Source organism: Bacillus sp. 204(2023) (assembly GCF_037027505.1).
Taxonomy (GTDB): domain Bacteria; phylum Bacillota; class Bacilli; order Bacillales; family Bacillaceae; genus Bacillus; species Bacillus subtilis.
Genome location: NZ_JAXCHE010000011.1, coordinates 1 through 19067, shown reverse-complemented (window position 1 = coordinate 19067; position 19067 = coordinate 1). Strand labels below are relative to the sequence as shown.

The window sequence follows — 19067 nt, the reverse complement described above, 5'->3', positions numbered from 1 at the left end:
TTTATTACCCGATCCATTTATGATAAATGGATTTTGCCCGGGCAATATCATTTGTTCCATGGATCAAAGCTCTGCCGTCCCGGAACAGCACCATTTTCATATCATCCGAGCGGCAGGAAATTAAAAACGGGTTCGCAGCTACTTCAAGCCCGGCCTGCCTCAGCTGACCGGCAAGCGCTTCAAGATCCGCTTCTTTCGTAATAGATGATCTGATCTGCACCGTGTTCCTGCCGCACAATACAGCCGCTTTTGTTTGATTTTCATATGACAAAAACGGAAAATCCTTTGTGCCGCAGCTTGGGCATGCGTCATGTATGAGACTGGCCGCTCTCACTTCTGACCGCTCATTTTTCCACAAATCAAAGGAGCGCAGCACCGGCTCGCACTCCTCTCCCGTCAGCAGCTTCAGTGCATCTGTTACCTGAAAGACTGCTACCTGCAAAACAGCCGGACTGATGATGCCGGCTGTGTCACATGTTGCTCCGCCAACCGGAAGTGTATCGAGCAAGCAATGCAGGCAAGGAGTAGAACCCGGCACCACGGTAAAGGTGAGGCCGTAGCTCCCTACACAGGCACCGTAAAGAAAAGGAATCCCTTCCTTTACCGCAGCATCATTTACAATCAGGCGGGTTTCAAAATTATCAGCCGCATCCACAATAATCGATGCATCCCTAATCAGCTCGAAGATATTTTCTGCTGTCACATCCATGACAAGTCCGGTCACATCAACATCGCTGTTAATCGAACGGAGACGGCGCTCCGCAGCGGCTGCTTTCGGCATTTCTTTTTTGACATCATCTTCTGTATAAAGCTGTTGGCGCTGGAGGTTGCTCCATTCAACATAATCTCTGTCGGCAATTTTCACAGAGCCGACTCCCGCTCTCACCAGCATTTCTGCACTGGCTGTTCCGAGCGCGCCGGCGCCGATAATTACGGCGCGCGCTTCTTTCAATTTTTTCTGGCCGGATGGGCCGATCGGAGCAAACAGCTCCTGCCTTGAATACCTGCCTGTCATACAGGAAGACCTTCTCCCGGACTGCTTGCCGTTCCGTATTGCTTAAGCGGGATTCGGCCCGCCTCATAAGAAAGGCGTCCTGCTTCCACCGCGAGCTTCATGGCACGAGCCATTTTCACAGGATCGTCAGCGCCCGATACAGCCGTATTGAGCAGTACGCCATCCGCTCCAAGCTCCATTGCGTATGCCGCATCTTTAGGCGAGCCGATTCCCGCATCCACGATGACCGGCACTTTCGCCTGTTCAATAATAAATGACAGATTCAAAGGATTTAAGATTCCTTGTCCCGATCCAATCGGAGATGCACCCGGCATAATGGCATGAACGCCGAGCTCTTCCAGCTTTCTCGCCAGCACAACGTCATCCGACGTGTACGGGAGCACAATAAAGCCTTCTTCAAGAAGCTGTTCAGACGCTTTTAATGTCTCAACAGGGTCAGGCAGCAAGGAACGGCTGCATCCGATGACTTCAACTTTAATCATGTCACAAAGGCCTGACGCTTTCGCCAGCCTTGCAATCCGAACCGCTTCTTCAGCAGTGCTGGCGCCCGCTGTATTCGGCAAAAGCGTATATTTGGATAAATCAAGCTGTTCCAGAAAATTCGGCTGAGATGCTTCAAAGATGTTCATTCTCCTTACAGCAAATGTTAAAATATCAGACTCAGAAACAGCTACTGCTTCCTTTTGAATGTCAAACGATGGGTATTTCCCCGTGCCCAGCAGCAATCTTGATTGAAATGATTTTCCGCCAATTGTTAACATGCTCATCCGCCTCCTACAAAATGGACAATTTCAATGACATCACGATCACAAAGCTCAACCTCGTGATAGCGTTCTTTCCCGATTATTTCTTTATTTCTTTCCACGATAACGATTTTATTTTCAAGCTGATACGACGCCAGCAGGTCTTGAATTGTACCTGTGTCTTTTTCCCACTTCACGTCTTTACCGTTCAGCTGTAGCATCATATCTGAACCGCCTCCTTGCGATCAATTCGGAATGCGTGCAGCCAGTCTTGGTTGACCTCTTTATTCATGATGAGATCACTGATCAAAGCGCCCGTTGCGGGAGCAAGCAGGATCCCATTTCTGAAATGGCCAGCCGCAAATAAAATACGGCTGTCCTCAGGATGTCTGCCGATGTACGGTTTTCCATCCTTTGTTCCCGGACGGAGTCCCGCCCAAAAACGATCCACCTTCATATTCTGTATAGCCGGCAGCATCGTTTTTGCTTTTTTCATAACCGATTCCAATCCGCCAAGATCCGGTGTTTCACTCCAGTCCCCCGGCTTCATTGTCGCGCCGACAACCAGTTTGCCGCTTTTTCTCGGTACGATATAGCAATGATCATGGTAAAGCGTTTTTGTCAGCGGGATATCATCATTCCAAACGGACAGGCACTCCCCTTTTACAGGGAGAAAAGCATTGTTCAGTCCAAGCTGTTTAAAAAACATTCCGCTCCACACCCCGCTGGCAACGACAACATGATTAGCCCATACGTCTCCGCTAGGGGTCTTGATGAACAGGGCTTCACCGTCACGTTCGACATGCAGGACGGGCGTATGCTCAAAAATCTCCGCCCCAAGCATTTTTGCTGCTTTCACATATGCCTTGCAAACAAAATAAGGCTCCACATGCACATCATCCTGAATAAAAGATGCACCAAAGATGTCACCAGACGCATACGGCTCTTTTTCTAACACCTCTTCTTTTGAATACCAGCTGACAGAGTCCAAATCGTCCATCTGTCTCAGCTGCAGCACATCTTCTTCAGAAAATGCAAGCTTAAACATACCGCCGTTATGCTGCCTGATATCCACACCGGATAATGCATAAAGCTCTTCTCCAAGACCTTTGTACAGACGCTGGCTGTGCATGGCGAAATCAAAAAACGCGTCACGTTCCTCGCATTCGGCATGGGCGCCCAGCATTCCAGCAGCGGCACTTGTCGTTCTGCCGCCCATTGTTCCGCTTTCAAACAATGCGGTGCTTTTGTTTTCCTTTGCCAAATGATAAGCAATCGCGGAACCGATAATTCCGCCTCCAATCACCACTGCTTCATAATGCCTTTTCATAGCGCATCTCCTTTAGCTTGCGGGAATATCGTCTGGCTGCTTCCAAGGGCTCAGCGGAAGAGAAAATTCCTGACATGACAGCAATGCCGTCTGCCCCTGCTTGTTTTACGTCTCTTAACCTGTCCGGCGTCATCCCTCCGATGGCTATAACCGGGATGGAAATCCGCTGTTTGATATCTGACAGCAAAGATACTCCTCTGCCTTCAAGACCCTTTTTGCAATCCGTTTCAAACACATGGCCGAACAGCACGTAGTCCGCGTCTTCCTTTTCTGCTTGAACCGCTTCCTCCAGTGAATGCACTGACCTCCCGATATGAAGGTGTGGAAATCTGGCTCTGACCTGCTTCGGTGAAAAGCTGCCGCTTGGCAGCTGCACGCGGTAAATAGTAGAGAAAAGTGCAATATCCACGCGCCCGTTCATCACCAGTTTTCGTTTATCTATACCGCCTTCAAAAATAAGCTCGAGCAGTTTCAGAATATCCGCCGCCGATTTTGAGCGTTCCCGAATGTGAATAAAATCAACTTCATTCTGAATCGAAATGATGGTTCTCGCTAGCTCTTCTACCGGCTTGCAGTTATCCGTTATGGCGTGAAGCTCCACATTCCTCCACCTCTTTTATGCCGCGCTCCGACCAGCCTTCTTTTTGATAGGCCATTCCCCAAAATTGATATTCATAGAAGCTGGAGATGACAAAATTCTCTTTCATCTTGGCACGCACTTCCTCCGTGCTGTTTTCCGCCAGCTCATCAAAGCGGTTGATTTGCTCCTCGACCTGTTGTCTAAACCAATCACCGCCATATGTGCCAATCCACTTCTGATAAATTGGATGCCTCGGATCACAATGCAGCAATTTCTCACCAACCTCGTAATAGAGCCAATAGCATGGCAGCAAGGCCGCTAAGATTTCTGCGAAATTCCCACTCAAAACCGAACGATACATATGGGATGTATAAGAATACGCAGTAGGAGACGGCTTAAACGCCTTACGCTCTTCCTCGCTGATTTCCAACAGCTCGGCAAACTCCCGATGAAGCGCCATTTCCGCCTCATATGTACCTTGGGCATGGCTTGCCATCCGCCCCGTTGTATAAAGGTCCTTCGCATAAGCGGCGCCAAATGACTGCACCTTTGCAAAATGCGTTAAATAATAGGAATCCTGAAGTACGTAGTATTTAAAACGGTCAATCGGAAGCGTTCCGTCACCGATTCCTTGAACGAACGGATGGACAAAGCTCCCCTCCCACCATTCTGCGGCTGCACTGCGGCATTCTTCTGAAAACTTCACAAATCATTCCCCCTCTGAAAATAAAAAAACCACTTTCCCGCAAGGAAAAGTGGTTTGGAATTGGCATAGTAAAATAACACAAATACCGCTCCACTTCCCTACGCAGGTCTGAACCTGTTCAAGTTATGAGGGTCTAAAAGTCACACTTTTATCTCAGCCCTTATGAAGGACACCCCTAGTGGTTAAACGAATACATATTGAATTGTTCTGCACCTCTATATTAACACGAATCCTTATTTGGTCAAGATTTATCCTTCCAATGTTTTCTTAAGATCCGTTACGTATCCCCGAGATCCGGTGACAATTAAGCGATCTCCCAGTTTCAGCCTAGTATCCCCATGAGGAACGATGCTGTCCACACCTCTGAAGATCCTGACAAAGATGACGTCACCTGTTAAAGGGAATTCCCGTAAAATGACACCATCATATTTACTGTTCTCCATATTAATTTGATACAGCGAAGACTCTTGGTTCGTGAGCAGCTTCATGACGCCAGGCGCTTCTATCAGTGCGCGAAGCAGCGTTTTTGTCGACAGCAGAATAGAAAAGATGCTGATTCCCTGCTCCTTCAGAGCTGCTTCATGCTCTGGTGACCCTACGCTTGCAATGACTCTTTCTGTGCCTTTTTCTTTTGCAAGTAATGCAATGTCTGCATTCATATCTTCATTTCCTGTCGCCACAACGAGGATATCCGTTTCAAAAATGCCGAGTGATTCAAGCGTCTCGTGTTCATAGTCAGAAATTGTTTCAACAGCAAACACTGATTCTGACAGCTTTTCCTCCGCATTCTCTTGGTAGACGTGTACAACACGCACGTCATACTCTTCCTCTGGCAATTCAAGTGTAACAGGCAAAGTCATTTGATTGGCGCCAATGAACGTAATCGTCTTTTTCTCCTCCGGCTGCTCTTCCCGTTTGTATAATTTTTTAAAACAGATCGGCGTAAAAATACTTGCAATGACGGCTACTAAAATTAGCGCTCCTGACATATTTGCGCTGATCACGTGAAGCTGCTGGCCGATTGTTGCAGCGGCAATCACGAGCGAAAGCGTTGATGTCAGCAGGAAACCAGACGCGAAAATGGTTCGGTTATCATACCACTTCTTTAAGTACATGACAGGAATGATTTTGCTGACTAACAGCGCCAGCAGCAGGAGCGGAATCATGATTAAAATTGTTTTATCCTGAAAAAGAGTCCAAATATCCAGCTTCACACCGACCATCACAAAGAAAATCGGTATTAAGAACCCATAACCGAATGAGTCCAGCTGCTGAACAAGTTCTTTGTTTGGCGAAAGCAGGGAAACGAGAACCCCCGCTAAGAAAGCGCCGAGAATATTTTCCGCCCCAAGTGATTCAGACAGGGCAACGAGTACAATAATTAACGTAAAAATGGCACGCGTCCCGATCTGGATAGTCCCTTTTGACATGGACTGAACAAAAGAGCGATGTTTGAAGACCCGGCCGAAAAAGTAAAGCACCACTCCGGCCGCAAACAGAATCATCAGGAGCCACATGTTTCCGCTGTCCTCTCCGTATAAAGAAGAAAAAACAGCAAGAAGAATCATCGTGGCCAAATCAGCAATAACAGCAACAAGCAAAATAATCTGCCCGATATTCGAATTCATGATCCGTTCTTCTTTTAATGTTGGAACGACAACGCCTAATGAAATCGTTGAAATAATAAGGGTCATCAAAAAAGCATTTTGGATAAATCCGGCCAAGACGAACCCATAGGACAAGAGCAATGATAAAATAAAAATACCGACAAAAATAACAGATGCCGCAGCAAACGTATTCGGCGCTTCCTTGCCATTCGGGAGGAACTGCTTTTTCTTTCCTTTCTCAAACGACGAAAAATCAATTTCAAGCCCGCTTAAAAACATTAAAAAGATAAATCCGAGCATAGAGAGTGTCTGGAGCCAGGTGTCACCCTCCACAACTAAATTAAGGCCGCTTTTCCCAATAATCAGCCCCATAATGATTTCAGCAACAACAACCGGGATGCTGAGTTTAAACCGATGCAAAAGGATGGGTGTCAAAAATGCAACGATAAGTACAACAACTAAAGATGCGACAGATGTATGCGCCATAATCAGAACCTCCTTTTTAAGTCAGGGTTATGCTAGTTCTCACTCAGAGAACAAAACCTCATTTTTAAAAAACATAACGCGATTTTAACAAGGGTGATGATGAAAAATAAAGTGATAAGGTCTTAATCCTGTTTAGAAAATGATTCTTCTATAATTTGCACATAAAAGCTTGTGATGACTCACAACACTTTGCTTCATAATAAATAAAACAATCGGTAAGGAGGATACCGCATGGCTTACGATATCATCAGCGATATTCATGGCTGCTATGACGAAATGACTGCATTAATCCAAAAGCTTGGCTATACAATCAAAAATGGAGTACCTGTCCACGAAGAAGGCAGGGTGCTTGTTTTTGCCGGAGATTTAACTGACAGAGGGCCTAAATCGATAGAGGTCATCCGATTTGTAGCCGGCGCTTACGAAAAAGGCGCTGTGCGTTATGTCCCGGGAAACCATTGCAATAAGCTGTACCGCTATTTAAAAGGAAATCCGGTAAAAGTGATGCATGGTCTCGAAACAACAGCGGCAGAGCTTGAGGAACTTTCCAAGGATGAGAGAAAAGCAGTCAGCGAACAGTTTATGAAGCTGTACGAAACAGCGCCGCTTTACGACATCTTACATAATGGAGAATTAGTTGTCGCCCATGCTGGCATAAGAGCTGACGATATCGGCAAATATACCCGGAGAGTGAAGGACTTTGTGCTTTACGGTGACGTGACAGGTGAAACATATCCGGACGGCAGACCTGTCAGACGTGATTGGGCGGCAGCCTATAACGGAAAGGCTTGGGTGGTATACGGTCATACACCTGTGAAAGAGCCTCGGAAGGTCAATCGCACCATCAACATTGATACAGGCTGCGTGTTCGGAAATCAACTGACAGGCTTTCGCTTTCCAGAAATAGAAACCGTCTCTGTTCCAAGCTCCCTGCCTTACGACGAATCAAGATTTCGCCCCATATAAAAAAGGAGGGAATCAATGATTCTCTCCTTTTATCAGTTTTCTCATATCCTGAGGCAGTGGAGCATGAAACGTCATGTTCTCCTGTGTCAGTGGATGGATAAACGAAAGATGCTCGCTGTGCAGAGACTGCCGGCCAATTTCCTGTCTCGTTCCGCCGTACAGTGTATCGCCGCACAACGGATGCCCGAGATAACTCATATGAACACGAATTTGATGGGTTCGTCCAGTCTCAAGCTGCAACGTCACCGAGGTCATATCGTCATTTGCACATGTGACGTAAAAATGCGTAACAGCCTTCTGGCCGTCTGGCGTTACCGTCCGTTCAATTATACTGTCAGGATGTCTGCCAATCGGAGCATCGACTGTTCCCTCCATCTGTGCCATCCGCCCGTGAACCACTGCCGCATACCGGCGTTTCACAAGGCCGTTTTTTTGCGCAGACGATAAAATGGAGTGGGCAAATCGATGCTTGGCAACAAGCATGACACCTGATGTATCCCGGTCTAGCCGGGTGACAAGATGTACTGTCGCCCTCACTCCGGTTGTTTGATAATGATCAATAATTCCATTGGCAATGCTGCCGGAGGGGTGCTCTCTCGAAGGGATTGATGACACATACGGCTGCTTGTTTATCACAAGCACATGTTCATCCTCATAAAGGATATCGAGCGGAACAGGCTCTGCCAACAGCGTCTCGCTCACCTGCTCCTCAGGAAACTTCACGATAAGAAGATCTCCCTCTTTCAAAACGTATTTGACCGTCACATGCTCACCGTTAATCTGCAGGTCGCCCCCGCCAAACTTAATATCGGTCAGCAGACGTTTTGAAATTCCCAGTTCACTGGCATATTCCTTTACAGTCATCCCGTCCTCAGTGGAAGTAATGTTCTTTCTGATAAAAAAATGCTCCACGATATGTCCTCTTTCTATTCACCTTTTCCAATAAACGAATCCTGGACTCTTTTCCAAAATGGAAACGGACGGAATCTCGCAAACCGCACTTTTTCGGATGCAACCTGGCAGCGTATCGACTTTACATCTTTATGGAGAAGGGTTAAATGGTCAATCGTCACTTGAAAGTCAACTTCGTTTCTAGGCTTAATCATGCAATCATGATGGGATGGGAGAAGCAGAGGTGATCCGACCGTACGGAACACCCGGTTATTAATTGAAGCCATTTCCGCAAGCTGGATCGCCCTGATAGACGGATGGATAATCGCTCCGCCCAGCGCCTTATTGTAGGCTGTGCTGCCTGACGGAGTTGACAGGCAGAGGCCGTCGCCCCGGAAGGTTTCAAAGAGCTGCCCTTTGATTTCCACATCTGCAACAAGGCTTCCTTCGATGCTTTTAATCGTACATTCATTCAAAGCTAAGTACCTTTCTTCCCGCTCGTTTTCGTGATAGGTCACAATGACTTCGAGAAGCGGATATTCGACTGTATGATACGGCGTTTTCGCGATGGCAAGAACAAGTTTTTCAATTTCATGAGGAACCCAGTCGGCATAAAAACCCAGATGACCTGTGTGAACGCCGACAAATGCTGTTTTGTCCAAGCGGTCGCTGTATCTGTGAAAAGCATACAAAAGCGTTCCGTCGCCTCCGACTGAAATAACGATTTCCGGTTCATTTTCATCCAGTTCCATATCAAAATCCAATAAATACGCCTGTATTTTGCTTTTCAGCGTATCAGAAACTTGATCTCCTTTTGATGATACGGCAAATTTCATGCTCTTCTTCCCCTTTACCTATTGTTGCTCGCTTCCTTTTTTCTTTCTTGAAAAGGCAGCTTGAGCTTCCTGTACTTCACCCCTGATCTCCGACATCTCTTCATCAAGCCGGGAAGCCGCTTCAGAAGCGCGCTGAAGCCTTAGTTTTACTTTTTCAGGAATGTTTCCGCTGTATTTATAATTCAATGAATGCTCAATGGTCGCCCAAAAATTCATCGCCAGTGTACGGATCTGGATTTCCACGAGAACATGCTTTTCTCCAGATACCGTCTGCAAAGGGTACAGCACAACAAGATGGTATGACCGGTATCCGCTCTCTTTATGTTCCGCAATATAATCCCTCTGATCCACAACGGTGAAATCTTTTCTGGCAAAAAGCATCTCTTTTACGATTTGGATGTCATCGACAAATTGGCACATGATTCTAAGTCCAGCAATGTCCTGCATGGTTTCAATTTCATGCAGCGGTATGCTTTTCCGTCTCGCTTTTTCAAGTATGCTCGCCACAGGCTTGACGCGTCCGGTCACAAATTCGATCGGTGAATGGTCGTCCTCGTATTCATATAGTGTGCGGATCCCCTTGAGCTTCACTTTCAACTCTTCGACAGCCTGGCGGTACGGCACTAAAAAACGCTCCCATTGTTTGTCATCCATCATACATCCCCCAATTCCGAACCAGTTTCTATAAAAACACGCGTTTCACTTTTTCTTCCATTTCTTCTCCGTAGTTTGCATTATCTTTTATATTTTCTAAAAGATATTCCAGCTCCTCATGCAGGCCTGCCAGTTCAATTGTTTGGTCTCCTGCCTCTAAAACAACCGGTATTTTTTGTGCATGGGCCTGCTTCAGTTCCGGCCATACATGTTCCTTTATAATGACATATTCAAAAGAATCAGCTAATTCAAGTATGTATACAAAAGCAAAGTGGTCAGAATCAACAAGCATTTGACCTGACGGCTTGCGTTCCGCTTCGTTTCCTTCTGTCTGACAGGCAAGGCGAAGCTGATCATCCGATAATGTTGCATTCAAAATTTCGATTCTGTTTTGCATAATGCTCTCCTTTTTTAAACAAAGTACAGATTCATTTTATCATATCGAGCTCGATATTGATAAACCTAACATCTAAAGAGATAATAGTAAAAATAAGATTTACAGGGCGGAAAGGAAGAGCATCATGAGCCAAGAAATTGAAATCGAATTTAAAAACATGCTGACCAAACAAGAATTCAAAAACATAGCAGCGGCACTCCAGCTGACAGAAAAAGATTTTACAGATCAAAAGAATCATTATTTTGATACAGACAGCTTCGCGCTGAAACAAAAACATGCTGCGCTTCGTATCCGCAGAAAAAACGGAAAGTATGTCCTTACATTAAAGGAGCCGGCTGATGTGGGGCTTCTGGAAACGCACCAGCAGCTTTCAGAGGTATCAGATCTCGCTGGATTTTCAGTTCCCGAGGGCCCTGTGAAGGACCAGCTGCACAAGCTTCAGATCGATACGGATGCCATTCAATACTTTGGATCTTTAGCAACAAACCGTGCGGAAAAAGAAACAGAAAAAGGCTTAATAGTTTTAGACCACAGCCGATATTTAAATAAAGAGGACTATGAAATTGAATTTGAGGCGGCGGATTGGGATGAGGGCAGACAAGCCTTCGAAAAGCTGCTTCAGCAATTCAGCATTCCTCAGCGCGAAACCAAAAATAAAATTCTGCGTTTTTATGAAGAAAAACGAAAGTCTATATAAGGTGGAATGACATCGTGAATGTAACGAATTGGGCAGCATTACTTCAGCTTCAGGCATTACAGTCCATATCTAATGCACGCAGCAGCTCGGACACTCAGAATACGGAAAGCCCGCTTTCAAGTTTCAGTTCTTTGCTCAGCCAATATACAAACGGTTTGGCATCTCAGCAATCAGCACCTTCTTCATCGCCAAGCCCGCTCAGCATGCTGAACAGCGCGAATCCAACAGCGCCGTCACTGCTTTCAGCGTATGGGCTTAACTCATATACGAGCAGCAATTCAGGTTCAATCACAAAAGCGGAAGAAAGCACCGAAACAGCTGCTGCAGATTCGGCTTCAAACAAACATGAAGCAAATCAGATCAGTTCGGGAGACTTCTCTATTGACAGTGCGATTAAAAAAGCCGCTGATAAATATGGCGTTGATGAAAAACTGATCCGCGCCGTCATCAAACAGGAATCAGGCTTTAATGCAAAAGCGGTCAGCGGAGCAGGTGCGATGGGCCTCATGCAGCTGATGCCGTCAACAGCAAGCTCACTTGGCGTTTCCAATCCGCTTGATCCGCAGCAAAATGTGGAGGGCGGAACGAAATATTTAAAACAAATGCTGGATAAATACGACGGCAATGTGTCTATGGCATTAGCGGCTTACAACGCCGGACCGGGGAATGTTGACCGATACAGAGGCGTTCCTCCTTTCCAAGAAACGCAAAACTATGTAAAAAAAATAACTTCAGCTTATTACGCGTAACCAGAGGTGCTCTTTCCCTCTGGTTTTTTTGCGAAGTGAAATCTTACGCATTCCTGATTTTTATGTGATATGATATGAAATACAAACCCTGGCTGTCAGCCGAAATGAGTCATCAAACGCATAAAAGGCAGTTTGTTTGTAGAAATGATGCCTTGTTGCTAAAATAAATCTAGATGAAACAATGAAATACAGTAAATTACTTTTTGCAATAGGATTTATGATTCCTATTAGCCATATTTAAAGGAGTAGTCAACATGGGACAATCGTTTAACGCACCTTATGAAGCGATTGGAGAGGAACTTCTATCGCAACTTGTTGATACTTTTTATGAGCGTGTCGCGTCTCATCCTTTGCTGAAGCCGATTTTTCCAAGCGATTTGACAGAAACCGCCAGGAAACAGAAGCAATTCTTAACTCAGTATTTAGGCGGGCCTCCGCTTTATACTGAGGAGCACGGCCATCCTATGCTCAGAGCAAGGCATCTTCCCTTTCCAATTACAAACGAGAGAGCTGATGCGTGGCTCAGCTGTATGAAGGACGCAATGGACCATGTAGGGCTGGAGGGCGAAATTCGTGAGTTTTTGTTTGGCCGGCTGGAGTTGACAGCAAGGCATATGGTGAATCAAACGGAAGCGGAGGATCGATCATCTTGACAAACTATCAGCATGAGCTATACTTCGCCCATTGCCACGGTCATCCAAAAAAACCGCTTGAAATTTATATGTTTGTAGACCCTTTATGTCCTGAATGCTGGTCCTTAGAGCCCGTCATCAAAAAGCTGAAAATCAGATACGGACGTTTTTTCACCTTACGCATTATCGCTTCCGCAAGCCTTACCGCTTTAAATAAAAAGCGAAAAAAGCATCTTCTCGCAGAAGCATGGGAAAAGATCGCGAGCCGCTCTGGCATGTCATGTGACGGCAATGTCTGGTTCGAACAGGATCAGCCGCTTTCATCGCCTTATATGGCTGCTCTCGCTTTTAAAGCAGCCGAACTGCAAGGACGAAAAGCCGGCATGCAATTTCTCAGAAATATGCAGGAGAGCCTATTTGTTTCAAAGAAAAACATCACCGATGAAAATGTGCTTTTGGAGATTGCTGAAAATACAAGTCTCGATCTTGAAGAATTCAAAAAAGATCTGCATTCTCAAAGCGCGGTCAAGGCGCTTCAATGTGACATGAAAATTGCTGCTGAGATGGATGTTTCTGTTAATCCGACACTGACGTTTTTTAATACGCAGCATGAGGATGAAGGGCTTAAAGTTCCTGGCAGCTACTCATATGATGTATATGAAGAAATTTTATTTGAGATGCTTGGCGACGAGCCGAAGCCGTCGGAAACACCGCCTTTAGAATGTTTTATTGAATATTTCCGCTTCGTTGCCTCGAAGGAAATTGCTCTTGTATATGACCTGAGCCTTGAAGAGGTAGAAAAAGAAATGAAAAAACTGGCGTTTGCTAAAAAGGTTGCCAAAGTGGAAGCCAAACACGGAATGTTTTGGAAGTCTCTCAGCACTTATTCTGATGAATATCAATCATGTGAAAAATAGCCGCAGGCGTGCATATGCTTGAGGCTGTTTTTTTACGCCCTGAACCAAACATATGTTCCGTTTTTAGCGCTAAAGAAACCGCGCCGGGATAAGCGCGGTTTCATATGTCTTAACGACAACAAAGGGGATGGGAGAAATTTTTCACGGTCAAACAAAGGGGTAATGTTTGTTTGTGATCAATTTCACATCCTTATGATAACAAAAGATGTCGACTTTTGACAACCTCTATGCTTAATGTTCATATTTTTGTCACAAAACATAACGAAGTGCATTCACTCATATCCTTATAAGGAAAAAGGACGAGGAGGACCGCCATGATGTCTACTTTGATCTCAATTGTGTGCATTGCTGTTTTTTTCTGCTTGAATATCTTAGGCATGATGCATATGCTGCCGCTTTATATTACCTCTCCTCTGCTGTTTCTGTCTATTTTGTTTACCCTCTACCGCTTGAATCACCGGAAAACCTTTAAAGGGTTTTAAAAAAGCCTATGCGTCATTTCCGCACAGGCTTACTTTTTTAAGACTGCTTGACTTTCATCAGCAGCTCTTCCATTTCATCAAGTTTTTCTTCAAACATTTTGCACGCGGCTTCGATTGGCTCTGGAGACGTCATATCAACACCCGCTTTTTTCAGGACATCAATCGGGTATTGTGAGCTTCCCGCTTTCAGGAAGTCAATATATCGGTCAACCGCCGGCTTTCCTTCCTTCAAAATCTGGCTGCTTAATGCTTGGGCAGCGCTGTACCCTGTCGCATACTGATACACATAGTAATTGTAATAGAAGTGCGGAATACGCGACCATTCAAGGCCGATTTCCTTATCAATCACCATGCCGTCTCCAAAATACTTTTTATTCAGGTCATAATAGACATTTGTCAGAAGCTCAGGTGTAAGCGGCTCGCCTTCTTGCGCCTTTGTATGGATCAGATGTTCAAATTCAGCGAACATCGTTTGTCTGAAAACAGTTCCCCTGAAGCCCTCAAGCATATGGTTGAGAATATATAAGCGCTGTTTTTCATCCTCTAGATTGTTCAGCAAATATTCGCCAAGGAGCGCTTCATTTGTCGTAGAGGCAACTTCCGCGACAAAGATACTGTAATTGCCGTATGGATAAGGCTGGTGCTTTCTCGTATAGTAGCTGTGTACGGAATGTCCAAACTCGTGCACGAGCGTAAAGAGATTATTGACGTTATTATGCCAGTTCATCAAAATATACGGATTCGTGCCGTAAGCTCCTGATGAATAAGCCCCATTGCGTTTGCCTTTATTTTCGTAAACGTCCACCCAGCGGTTTTCCAGTCCTTCTTTTAGGATAGAGGCATATTCTTCCCCTAAAGGTGCGAGGCCTTTCAGCATGTAATCTTTGGCTTCCTCGTATGTCACCTTCATCCCCGCATCTTTCACAAGCGGTGTATACAGGTCATAGATATGCACTTCATCAAGCTCAAGCACTTTCTTTCTCAGCGCAATATAGCGGTGCAGGAGCGGCAAATGCTTATTAATCGTCTTAACAAGGTTATCGTATACTTCCTCAGGAATACTGTTGTTAGAAAGCGCAGCCTCACGCGCTGACTTGTACTTCTTCACTCTCGCGTAGAAGTTGTCCTTTTTCACAGTGCCGCTAAGCGTCGTGGCCATTGTGTTTTTATATTGTCCGTACGTTTTATACACTGCGTCAAACGCATTTTTGCGGACTTCACGGTTTTCACTTTCCAAGAAATTAATAAAGTTGCCGTGAGTGATCTGTTTTTCATTCCCATCTTCGTCTTTAATGGACGGAAACGTTATATCTGCGTTATTTAACACGCTGAATGTATTTGAAGATGACCCCAGTACCTCGGAGGCTTCAGCAAGCAGTGCCTCTTCCTTCTCGCTCAGCACATGCGGACGTTCCTTTGTAATCTCCTCAATCGCATGAGAGTACAGCTTTAATTCTTCTTTTTCAAGAATGAACTGCTGCAGTTTGTCTTCTTCTATGGATAAAATCTCCGGAACCAAATAAGCTGTCGCGCTTGCGGCCTGTGTATACAGGTTTCCCGCCTTGTCATTCAGCCCCTGGTAAAAGGAGTTCCCAGTATCCTGGTCAGAGCGCATATGCGCATATGTGTACAGCCTACCCAGCCGCTCCATCACTTTATCTTGATACGTAAGAGCCTCGTATAAATGATCAGCTGAATCTGCCAGCTTTCCTTTATACTTAGATAAATTCGGAATTAATTCTTTTACAGCTTGAAATTCTTTATTCCAGGCCTCATCACTAGGAAAAATATCCTCAAGTCTCCATGTGTCTTCTGCCTTTACCTCACTTCTGTCAGGCAGTTGGTTTGCTTTTTTTTCCTCAGCCATGGTGATCCCCCTCGTCTTCTTTGATTCAAGCCAATTGAAAAAACAGCTGTTTCTCAATAAACTTGTGTTGTGAATATCTTCCGGTTTTTCACTGCCTTTTGTCAAATCATATGCAGTAATGAAGAGAACGAATGCCAAAAAAGCAGTAAAAACACGAAAAACCTTTCCTTTTGTGCCTTTCACAGCCTGCCCACCACCTTTGTCTTAGGGTGAGCCAAATAAGACAAACTCATTCTATAAAACAGCTGCGGTCTCTTTCTATGAGATCCTGCATGGAGTGTATGCCGCCTGCAGGCTGATTCAGCACATATACTTCTTTCTGAGTCTCCCTTAAAAATCCCTTCTTGCACAAAAAATCAATATACTGTTTAACCGCTTCTGAAAGACACTCTTCGCTGCATTCGAACCTGAGTGCAATGTTCTTATTATGAATGTGCAGTTTGCACTGCTGCAAAACGGCTGAAAAACGAATTGGCGCACGTTTATCTCCAAGATCCGTCATAAACAAATAAAGAAACCCTTGCCACACAAAAACCGGACTCTTAAAAACTGCCCCTTTTCTAACAGGAACAAACACTTCAGTCGGCAGAAAAGAAAAAGGCGTCTGCCGCTTCTCATAAAACAGCAGCCTAAGGCGATTTGTTTCCTTGGAGTTAAACCGATGGGGTTTATGGCGAAAACGGTGAATCGCTTTCGTCCAGCCTGAATATTGAATTGAGGGTTTCGGTTCAGTAAAAAAAAGATCGTCTGCACCTGCCCGATGGAGAGGGATCGTTTGGACTGAGGAATAAGAATGGTTTGTGTAGAATGGAATGATGTGGCTGAGCCGGAGAAAAGAACGCCTTTCAGGACAATAACATATCAGTTCTCTGTATGGACTTGCATTGATAAACTGCCAATGAAAAGCTGAAAGCTGATAAAAGGACGAAGCAGTCCGTTTTAAGCGGCTGTATCCCATAATCCACTGCGGGATGATTCCTTCTTGTTTGAAGCCTTCTGTCCGCTTTTGAAAGACATCTGGAGCGATAGTGGCGCATTGATATTCAACAGCAAGCATATGCTCCTTGATTCTTGCCATGACGTCCGGTCTTTGGTTGATTGTCCTTATATACGGCTCCAATATTGGTGAAGCCCGTTGTGTTTTCAGCCATACATACAGCTGTCTTTTTCCTTCTAAGTGATAGGCGCTTTCCGGTTCGATGTCTATGGAGCAGGATTTGTTCTGTTTATGGGCAAAATGCGGCGCTTTTTGAAGTCCGAGCTTCACAGCTAGCTCTCCCCCGCATACCGGACAGAAGAACCGTCTCCGCTTTAATTTCTGGTTTTGCTGAGCGCCTAGAAGGTGAAACATTTGGCCGTCTTCAGTTACAGCACTAAACAATTGTCATCTCTCCTTTCCAGATGAAGTATACTTTCTGGAAAAGATGATCAACTCCTGTTCGCTGTATTTTCCGCTTGTCTATATGTTTTTGATTTTTCACGTCTCTAAAATGGCATTTTCGTGCATAAAAAAACCGATTTCCGGAAGGAAATCGGTTTGCTATGATGCAAAGTGTTTTTTTATCGTTTCTAGAGCATGCTCTGAAATAATCAGCTTGCCGTACTCTTCAAGACGGTGTATGCTGATTGAGGATTCATTTGCGTACTCCAGCAGGATGCTTAGCTGATTTTCAACCTCTTCATCAGTCATATTGCAAAAATCTACATATAAATAATATCGGTTCTCAAACGAATATAAAGTCGTTTTGCTTCCGTTAACGTTCAATTTAGATAGAGAAATAACATCCTCAAAATCGCCAAATCGCAAGACAAATTGAAGCTTTTGCTCCTTCTCTTCCTGATTGACGGCTTGCTCTTCTTTCTGGAAATCATCCAGCAAGGCGTCAAGATCCTCAGATGCTGGTTCTTGCTTTTTATCCTCAGGAATCGGCAGTTCGAGCTTTTGTCCGTCTTTGGAAAGCTGGGCTTTTGTGACGATGATTTCTAATCCTTTGTCCAGTGCCTGAACTTGAATCCAAAGTGGGCCTTCCACAGCGAATTCCTCTTCTTCATGAACTTCATCCATGACTTCCCAGAAAAGTTCTTCACTGCGCTCACGGTTATACCAAATTTCTTCTCTGTCAAAACCGCGATCTTCAATATCTCCGTAAGACATATAAAATTTTACTGTATGCTCGTTAATTCTTTCAATTTCCATTTGCCAACCTTCCCTTCTATATAAGATGTTGAAGGGACATCTAAGCTCCCGATTAATTGTACTTTACTACACTTTACCCATTCCGTCCACATCTTAACCTTAACCAAGGCCATTGTGAATTCCTTTGTATTTCTATTTTATGATAAAACAGTCACAAAAGAAATAAAAATGCACCTTTGCCTAAAAAACGGCAGTTCAGGCGGCTGATATCATAAAATACAACCTGTCTCATATAGTAGTAGTACAAGCGAAGGACTGAAAGCGAGGTGCCGCTTCATGGAGCATGACTATCTGATTTCTCTGCTTGTCATTGTTGGGATTGACCTGATCCTCGGCGGAGATAACGCGGTTGTTATTGCCATGGCCAGCAGACATTTGCCGGACAAGCAAAGACAGCAAGCCATTATTCTCGGAACATTTATTGCCGTTGCTATGAGAATCGGATTAACAAGTGCAGCAGTATATCTTTTGAACATTCCGTTCTTGCAGTGCGCCGGCGGAATTTTCCTGCTGTATTTAGGATATCAGCTGCTGATTGAAAAAAAAGACACGAAACACATTAAAAGCAGCACCTCCCTGTGGAGAGCGATACGAACGATTGTGCTTGCAGATCTCTTTATGTCGCTGGACAACGTCATCGCAGTTGCGGGAGCATCACACGGTGAGTTTTCTCTCGTTGTTATAGGTTTGTGTGTATCGGTTCCGGTTATTATTTGGGGCAGCAAACTCATCCATATTGCACTAGAGAAAATACCGCTTCTGATTTACGCGGGAAGCGGGCTGCTTGCTTATACTGGCGGAGAAATGATTGTCAGAGACAAAAAACTGTCGCTTTTTATGGCGCAGCACGGCACAGTTGAAACGCTCCTCCCCATTTTGACGGTTGCGTTTGTCATCCTTGCGAGCATTTATTACCAGCAGGTTGAAAAATAAAAGAAGGCTGATGACTCAGCCTTCTTTCAGCGTGTCGACAAACCTTTGCATTCGTTGTCAGACCTGCGCGTCGGTGCTCACGAATAAACATATTCGTTGTGCTCCAATGCTCGGCCTTCCTAGACTTCAAAGGTTTTCAATCACGCTGAACTGAAAAGGTAACAAAATCCTAAAACAAAAAACCATTTTAGGATTTTGTCAACTATCTAAAAAAGAAGGCTGATGACTCAGCCTCAGCTTGTAGAGAAAACGGTGTTTTTTCTACAAGCTTTTTTGTTTTGTGCTGTTTCTTTACATATTCATCTGATTTCAGGTGCAGAAAAAGCACTCCCACATGCCTAGCCTTGCTTGGCTAGGTATGTGGCAATCTTCTTCATGTTTT

Annotated in this window: 22 protein-coding genes, 1 pseudogene and 1 riboswitch; of the genes and pseudogenes, 8 read left to right on the top strand and 15 right to left on the bottom strand. The window is 44.8% G+C overall.

Translation table 11 applies throughout. The features are described from left to right. Positions 1-4: 4 nt before the first annotated feature. The 7 genes from thiF to WA279_RS18390 all read right to left on the bottom strand — a co-directional run bounded on the left by thiF (position 5) and on the right by WA279_RS18390 (position 6467). Positions 5-1015, bottom strand: a complete 1011-nt coding sequence (gene thiF, locus WA279_RS18420) for a thiazole biosynthesis adenylyltransferase ThiF (RefSeq protein WP_336156241.1) — start codon at positions 1013-1015, stop codon at positions 5-7. Beyond that, positions 1012-1782 carry a thiazole synthase gene (gene thiG, locus WA279_RS18415; RefSeq protein WP_010886483.1) on the bottom strand — a complete coding sequence of 257 codons (771 nt, stop codon included), beginning with the start codon at positions 1780-1782 and terminating at the stop codon, positions 1012-1014. The genes thiF and thiG overlap by 4 nt, the downstream gene beginning before the upstream one ends. Then, positions 1779-1979, bottom strand: coding sequence for a sulfur carrier protein ThiS (gene thiS / locus WA279_RS18410; RefSeq protein ID WP_072173897.1), 201 nt, complete (start codon positions 1977-1979; stop codon positions 1779-1781). Before thiS ends, thiG begins: the two co-directional genes overlap by 4 nt. Next, a complete protein-coding gene (gene thiO, locus WA279_RS18405; protein ID WP_101502000.1) occupies positions 1979-3088 on the bottom strand; it encodes a glycine oxidase ThiO in 1110 nt (369 codons plus the stop codon). The genes thiS and thiO overlap by 1 nt, the downstream gene beginning before the upstream one ends. Next, a complete protein-coding gene (gene tenI, locus WA279_RS18400; protein WP_336156240.1) occupies positions 3072-3689 on the bottom strand; it encodes a thiazole tautomerase TenI in 618 nt (205 codons plus the stop codon). The genes thiO and tenI overlap by 17 nt, the downstream gene beginning before the upstream one ends. Continuing rightward, complete coding sequence (gene tenA / locus WA279_RS18395; RefSeq protein ID WP_336156238.1) at positions 3664-4374, bottom strand: thiaminase II; 711 nt, start codon at positions 4372-4374, stop codon at positions 3664-3666. Before tenA ends, tenI begins: the two co-directional genes overlap by 26 nt. 78 nt (positions 4375-4452) lie before the next feature. Then, positions 4453-4561, bottom strand: a riboswitch (TPP riboswitch). Between the two features lie 61 nt (positions 4562-4622). Then, entirely contained in the window at positions 4623-6467 is a 1845-nt protein-coding gene (locus WA279_RS18390; protein WP_015715673.1) for a monovalent cation:proton antiporter family protein, read from the bottom strand. Between the two features lie 231 nt (positions 6468-6698). Between WA279_RS18390 and prpE the strand changes: the two genes are divergently transcribed. Further along, a complete protein-coding gene (gene prpE, locus WA279_RS18385) occupies positions 6699-7433 on the top strand; it encodes a bis(5'-nucleosyl)-tetraphosphatase PrpE (RefSeq protein WP_015383361.1) in 735 nt (244 codons plus the stop codon). 12 nt (positions 7434-7445) lie between these two features. Here the strand turns inward: prpE and WA279_RS18380 are convergent, their stop codons facing one another. Genes WA279_RS18380 through WA279_RS18365 form a run of 4 tightly spaced genes read right to left on the bottom strand, consistent with a single transcriptional unit; the run spans position 7446 to position 10211 of the window. Beyond that, positions 7446-8345: an RluA family pseudouridine synthase gene (locus WA279_RS18380; RefSeq protein WP_336156237.1), complete on the bottom strand. Its 900-nt coding sequence runs from the start codon at positions 8343-8345 to the stop codon at positions 7446-7448. Positions 8346-8359: 14 nt separating this feature from the next. After that, positions 8360-9160 (bottom strand): NAD kinase, encoded by an 801-nt coding sequence (locus WA279_RS18375; RefSeq protein ID WP_003232918.1) that lies wholly within the window; start codon positions 9158-9160, stop codon positions 8360-8362. Between the two features lie 18 nt (positions 9161-9178). Then, on the bottom strand, positions 9179-9814 hold the full coding sequence (yjbM, locus tag WA279_RS18370) for a GTP diphosphokinase (protein WP_003245294.1): 636 nt from the start codon (positions 9812-9814) through the stop codon (positions 9179-9181). Positions 9815-9842: 28 nt separating this feature from the next. Continuing rightward, the gene (locus WA279_RS18365) at positions 9843-10211 is read right to left on the bottom strand and encodes a hypothetical protein (protein ID WP_003232922.1); all 369 of its coding nucleotides are present in this window, start codon (positions 10209-10211) and stop codon (positions 9843-9845) included. Between the two features lie 124 nt (positions 10212-10335). Here WA279_RS18365 and WA279_RS18360 point away from each other — a divergent pair, with 124 nt between their 5' ends. The 5 genes from WA279_RS18360 to WA279_RS18340 all read left to right on the top strand — a co-directional run bounded on the left by WA279_RS18360 (position 10336) and on the right by WA279_RS18340 (position 13688). After that, positions 10336-10908, top strand: a complete 573-nt coding sequence (locus WA279_RS18360; protein ID WP_336156235.1) for a CYTH domain-containing protein — start codon at positions 10336-10338, stop codon at positions 10906-10908. Positions 10909-10922: 14 nt separating this feature from the next. Continuing rightward, entirely contained in the window at positions 10923-11657 is a 735-nt protein-coding gene (gene cwlQ, locus WA279_RS18355) for a bifunctional muramidase/murein lytic transglycosylase (RefSeq protein ID WP_336156234.1), read from the top strand. Positions 11658-11911: 254 nt separating this feature from the next. Beyond that, the gene (locus tag WA279_RS18350) at positions 11912-12310 is read left to right on the top strand and encodes a globin domain-containing protein (RefSeq protein ID WP_003232928.1); all 399 of its coding nucleotides are present in this window, start codon (positions 11912-11914) and stop codon (positions 12308-12310) included. Then, entirely contained in the window at positions 12307-13206 is a 900-nt protein-coding gene (spxH, locus tag WA279_RS18345; RefSeq protein WP_003245184.1) for a protease adaptor protein SpxH, read from the top strand. The genes WA279_RS18350 and spxH overlap by 4 nt, the downstream gene beginning before the upstream one ends. Before the next feature lie 314 nt (positions 13207-13520). Beyond that, positions 13521-13688, top strand: coding sequence for a hypothetical protein (locus WA279_RS18340; protein ID WP_003244944.1), 168 nt, complete (start codon positions 13521-13523; stop codon positions 13686-13688). Between the two features lie 37 nt (positions 13689-13725). Here WA279_RS18340 and pepF read toward each other — a convergent pair whose 3' ends face one another. Both pepF and coiA read right to left on the bottom strand, forming a co-directional pair. Further along, a complete protein-coding gene (gene pepF, locus WA279_RS18335) occupies positions 13726-15555 on the bottom strand; it encodes an oligoendopeptidase F (RefSeq protein ID WP_003245178.1) in 1830 nt (609 codons plus the stop codon). Between the two features lie 229 nt (positions 15556-15784). After that, on the bottom strand, positions 15785-16906 hold the full coding sequence (coiA, locus tag WA279_RS18330; protein WP_442894669.1) for a competence protein CoiA: 1122 nt from the start codon (positions 16904-16906) through the stop codon (positions 15785-15787). 73 nt (positions 16907-16979) lie between these two features. Here coiA and WA279_RS18325 point away from each other — a divergent pair. Continuing rightward, positions 16980-17101: pseudogene (locus WA279_RS18325) on the top strand (hypothetical protein). Here WA279_RS18325 and mecA read toward each other — a convergent pair. Both mecA and WA279_RS18315 read right to left on the bottom strand, forming a co-directional pair. Further along, positions 17096-17752, bottom strand: a complete 657-nt coding sequence (gene mecA / locus WA279_RS18320) for an adaptor protein MecA (protein WP_003239278.1) — start codon at positions 17750-17752, stop codon at positions 17096-17098. The pseudogene WA279_RS18325 and the gene mecA overlap by 6 nt on opposite strands. Continuing rightward, positions 17719-17859 carry a hypothetical protein gene (locus tag WA279_RS18315; protein ID WP_119122854.1) on the bottom strand — a complete coding sequence of 47 codons (141 nt, stop codon included), beginning with the start codon at positions 17857-17859 and terminating at the stop codon, positions 17719-17721. The genes mecA and WA279_RS18315 overlap by 34 nt, the downstream gene beginning before the upstream one ends. A gap of 169 nt (positions 17860-18028) precedes the next feature. On the opposite strand from WA279_RS18315, the gene WA279_RS18310 reads away from it, so the two are divergent. Further along, a complete protein-coding gene (locus WA279_RS18310) occupies positions 18029-18685 on the top strand; it encodes a TerC family protein (protein ID WP_003232944.1) in 657 nt (218 codons plus the stop codon). Positions 18686-19067 lie beyond the last annotated feature (382 nt).

Excerpts from the sequence above, each read along its gene's own strand:
- thiF (WP_336156241.1), bottom strand. The coding sequence starts at position 1,015 with ATGACAGGCAGGTATTCAAGGCAGGAGCTGTTTGCTCCGATCGGCCCA.
- thiG (WP_010886483.1), bottom strand. The coding sequence starts at position 1,782 with ATGAGCATGTTAACAATTGGCGGAAAATCATTTCAATCAAGATTGCTG.
- thiS (WP_072173897.1), bottom strand. The coding sequence starts at position 1,979 with ATGCTACAGCTGAACGGTAAAGACGTGAAGTGGGAAAAAGACACAGGT.
- thiO (WP_101502000.1), bottom strand. The coding sequence starts at position 3,088 with ATGAAAAGGCATTATGAAGCAGTGGTGATTGGAGGCGGAATTATCGGT.
- WA279_RS18390 (WP_015715673.1), bottom strand. The coding sequence starts at position 6,467 with ATGGCGCATACATCTGTCGCATCTTTAGTTGTTGTACTTATCGTTGCA.
- prpE (WP_015383361.1), top strand. The coding sequence starts at position 6,699 with ATGGCTTACGATATCATCAGCGATATTCATGGCTGCTATGACGAAATG.
- WA279_RS18375 (WP_003232918.1), bottom strand. The coding sequence starts at position 9,160 with ATGAAATTTGCCGTATCATCAAAAGGAGATCAAGTTTCTGATACGCTG.
- yjbM (WP_003245294.1), bottom strand. The coding sequence starts at position 9,814 with ATGGATGACAAACAATGGGAGCGTTTTTTAGTGCCGTACCGCCAGGCT.
- WA279_RS18365 (WP_003232922.1), bottom strand. The coding sequence starts at position 10,211 with ATGCAAAACAGAATCGAAATTTTGAATGCAACATTATCGGATGATCAG.
- WA279_RS18360 (WP_336156235.1), top strand. The coding sequence starts at position 10,336 with ATGAGCCAAGAAATTGAAATCGAATTTAAAAACATGCTGACCAAACAA.
- WA279_RS18350 (WP_003232928.1), top strand. The coding sequence starts at position 11,912 with ATGGGACAATCGTTTAACGCACCTTATGAAGCGATTGGAGAGGAACTT.
- WA279_RS18340 (WP_003244944.1), top strand. The coding sequence starts at position 13,521 with ATGATGTCTACTTTGATCTCAATTGTGTGCATTGCTGTTTTTTTCTGC.
- pepF (WP_003245178.1), bottom strand. The coding sequence starts at position 15,555 with ATGGCTGAGGAAAAAAAAGCAAACCAACTGCCTGACAGAAGTGAGGTA.
- coiA (WP_442894669.1), bottom strand. The coding sequence starts at position 16,906 with ATGTTTCACCTTCTAGGCGCTCAGCAAAACCAGAAATTAAAGCGGAGA.
- mecA (WP_003239278.1), bottom strand. The coding sequence starts at position 17,752 with ATGGAAATTGAAAGAATTAACGAGCATACAGTAAAATTTTATATGTCT.
- WA279_RS18310 (WP_003232944.1), top strand. The coding sequence starts at position 18,029 with ATGGAGCATGACTATCTGATTTCTCTGCTTGTCATTGTTGGGATTGAC.